The 2,485-nt window shown below is 68.0% G+C and carries 3 protein-coding genes; 2 read left to right on the forward strand and 1 reads right to left on the reverse strand.

Annotated features, from left to right (window positions below; translation table 11 throughout):
• Positions 1–949 (reverse strand): aminotransferase class I/II-fold pyridoxal phosphate-dependent enzyme (locus tag KZA10_RS12240; protein WP_256934787.1); only part of this gene is annotated, 949 nt, incomplete at its 3' end.
• 90 nt (positions 950–1,039) lie between these two features.
• Between KZA10_RS12240 and pdxS the strand changes: the two genes are divergently transcribed.
• A complete protein-coding gene (gene pdxS / locus KZA10_RS12245) occupies positions 1,040–1,933 on the forward strand; it encodes a pyridoxal 5'-phosphate synthase lyase subunit PdxS (protein WP_218683011.1) in 894 nt (297 codons plus the stop codon).
• The coding region (pdxT, locus tag KZA10_RS12250) for a pyridoxal 5'-phosphate synthase glutaminase subunit PdxT (protein WP_308289662.1) at positions 1,923–2,485 on the forward strand (563 nt) is incomplete at its 3' end. The genes pdxS and pdxT, both read left to right, overlap by 11 nt.

Below are 2,485 nucleotides of genomic sequence, written 5' to 3' on the forward strand. Positions count from 1 at the left end.
CGTCCTCAGCAAGGGCATCGAGTTCCTCTTCTCGCTGCCCGTCCTGGTGCTGTTCGCCGTCGCCACCGGGGCACCCGTCGGAGGGTCCCAGGAACTTCGAGACGGAGCGCACGAGGGCGAACCGGCGGTGGTCCGGCCCGATGAGCGATTCGTACGGCCGTTGCGAGAGCATCGAGAAGTGATCGTCCTCGATGATCAGCACGTAGGGGTGGTCGGCGAGCACGCCGCGCAGTTCAGCGGCCCGGGATGCGGTGAGGCTCGCTCCGGTCGGATTCTGGGCCCGTGGTGTGCAGATGATGGCGCGGACTCCGGCCGCCAGCGCGGAACGCAGGCCGTCGACCGTCATGCCCTCGGCATCGACGGGCACGGGAACCGCGCGGTACCCGCCGAGTCGTACCGTGTGGATGCTCGCCAGGAAGCAGGGGTCTTCCAGTGCGACGGCGTCATCGCGCATCAGGGCCTGCGCCAGCAGGCGCTCGACGGCGTCGACCGCGCCGCTCGTGATCGTGATCCGGAAGTCGTGTTCTGCGAGATCGCCGGTGATCCACCGGCTCGACCACTGCTCGAGGCCTTCGTCGATCACGGGCTCGCCGTAGAGCACCGGACGCGATGCGATGGTCATCAGCGCGGGCGCCGGGTCGGGGATGAGCCGCGGATCCGGGTTCCCCGTGCCGATGTCGCGGAGCACCGTGTCGGAGGCGTACCCCTCCTGCGCCACCGCTTCGAGGCCGGCGACGACGGTGCCCGCTCGGCCGCGAGAGATCACCAGGCCCGCCTGGGCGAGCTGTCGATAGGCCGCGACGGCGGTGTTCCGGTTCACACCCAGCGTGGCCGCGAGCTCCCGCACCGGGGGGAGCACCGCACCGGCGTGGAGGATTCCGCGATCGCGCAGGGAACGCACGCTGTCCGCGATGTCCGATGCGGTGGTGCCTGTGATCTGGTCGCTCATGGTCCTCCTCAGCGATTCTAGGTCGAATCGGACAGTGCTATGTTTGACCTAGATCAAAACCGACTTCGGTGCATCCGACAGGAGTTCCCCATGGCAGAACAGGCAACCACCGGATCCTCGCGCGTCAAGCGCGGACTCGCCGAGATGCTCAAGGGCGGCGTCATCATGGACGTCGTCACGGCAGAGCAGGCGAAGATCGCCGAAGACGCCGGCGCCGTCGCCGTCATGGCGCTCGAGCGCGTGCCGGCCGACATCCGTGCGCAGGGCGGCGTATCGCGCATGAGCGACCCCGACATGATCGACAGCATCATCGACGCGGTGTCGATCCCCGTCATGGCCAAGGCCCGCATCGGGCACTTCGTCGAAGCGCAGGTCCTGCAGGAGCTCGGCGTCGACTACATCGACGAGTCCGAGGTGCTCTCGCCCGCCGACTACGTGAACCACATCGACAAGTACGGCTTCACTGTGCCGTTCGTGTGCGGTGCGACCAACCTCGGCGAGGCGCTGCGTCGCATCAACGAGGGCGCGGCCATGATCCGCTCCAAGGGCGAGGCCGGTACCGGTGACGTCTCGGAGGCGATGAAGCACATCCGCAAGATCCGCGGCGAGATCGCCGCGCTCACCGCGCTGCCCAAGGACGAGCTGTTCGTCGCGGCCAAGGAGCTGCAGGCACCCTACGAGCTCGTGGCCGAGATCGCCGAGACCGGAAAGCTCCCCGTCGTGCTGTTCGTGGCCGGCGGAGTCGCGACCCCTGCGGATGCGGCGATGATGATGCAGCTCGGCGCCGACGGCGTGTTCGTCGGATCCGGGATCTTCAAGTCGGGCAACCCCGCCGAGCGCGCGAAGGCGATCGTCAAGGCGACGACCTTCTTCGACGACGCCAAGGTCATCGCCGAGGTTTCGCGGGGTCTCGGCGAGGCTATGGTCGGCATCAACGTCAGTGACCTCCCGGCACCGCACCGCCTCGCCGAGCGTGGCTGGTAGCACTCGGGTCGGTGTCCTCGCGCTGCAGGGCGACGTGCGCGAGCACGCCGCCCTGCTCACGGGCCTCGGCGCCGATGTGGTTCTGGTGCGTCGTCCCGACGAGCTCTCGTCGGTGGGCGGCCTCGTGATCCCGGGTGGAGAGTCGAGCGTGATCGACAAGCTCTCCCGCATGTTCGGGATGCAGCAGCCGATCCGCGACGCGATCGCGGCAGGGATGCCGGTGCTCGGCACCTGTGCGGGACTGATCATGCTCGCCGATGACATCGTCGACGCGATCGACGGGCAGGAATCGTTCGGGGGGCTCGACGTCGTCGTCCGCCGCAATGCCTTCGGACGTCAGGTGGAATCCTTCGAGGCCGAGCTCGACGTCCCCGCTCTCGGTACGGAGCCGGTCTCTGCGGCGTTCATCCGCGGCCCCGTGGTCTGGTCGGAGATGCTCTGGGCCAGGCGGTCAAGAGCATCAACGGCGACACGACGCTTCTTCGGAAGTACGAATGCTTCGACGTGGAACACCTGCCCCTGGTCGCGAATGCGTACGGCTGCGTCGGCAAC

The organism is Microbacterium sp. BF1, from assembly GCF_019279095.1.
In the GTDB taxonomy this organism is placed as follows: Bacteria; Actinomycetota; Actinomycetes; order Actinomycetales; family Microbacteriaceae; genus Microbacterium; species Microbacterium maritypicum.

What these genes read in the sequence shown, in the direction of transcription:
- pdxS (WP_218683011.1), top strand. Translation starts at nt 1,040, where the DNA reads ATGGCAGAACAGGCAACCACCGGATCCTCGCGCGTCAAGCGCGGACTC.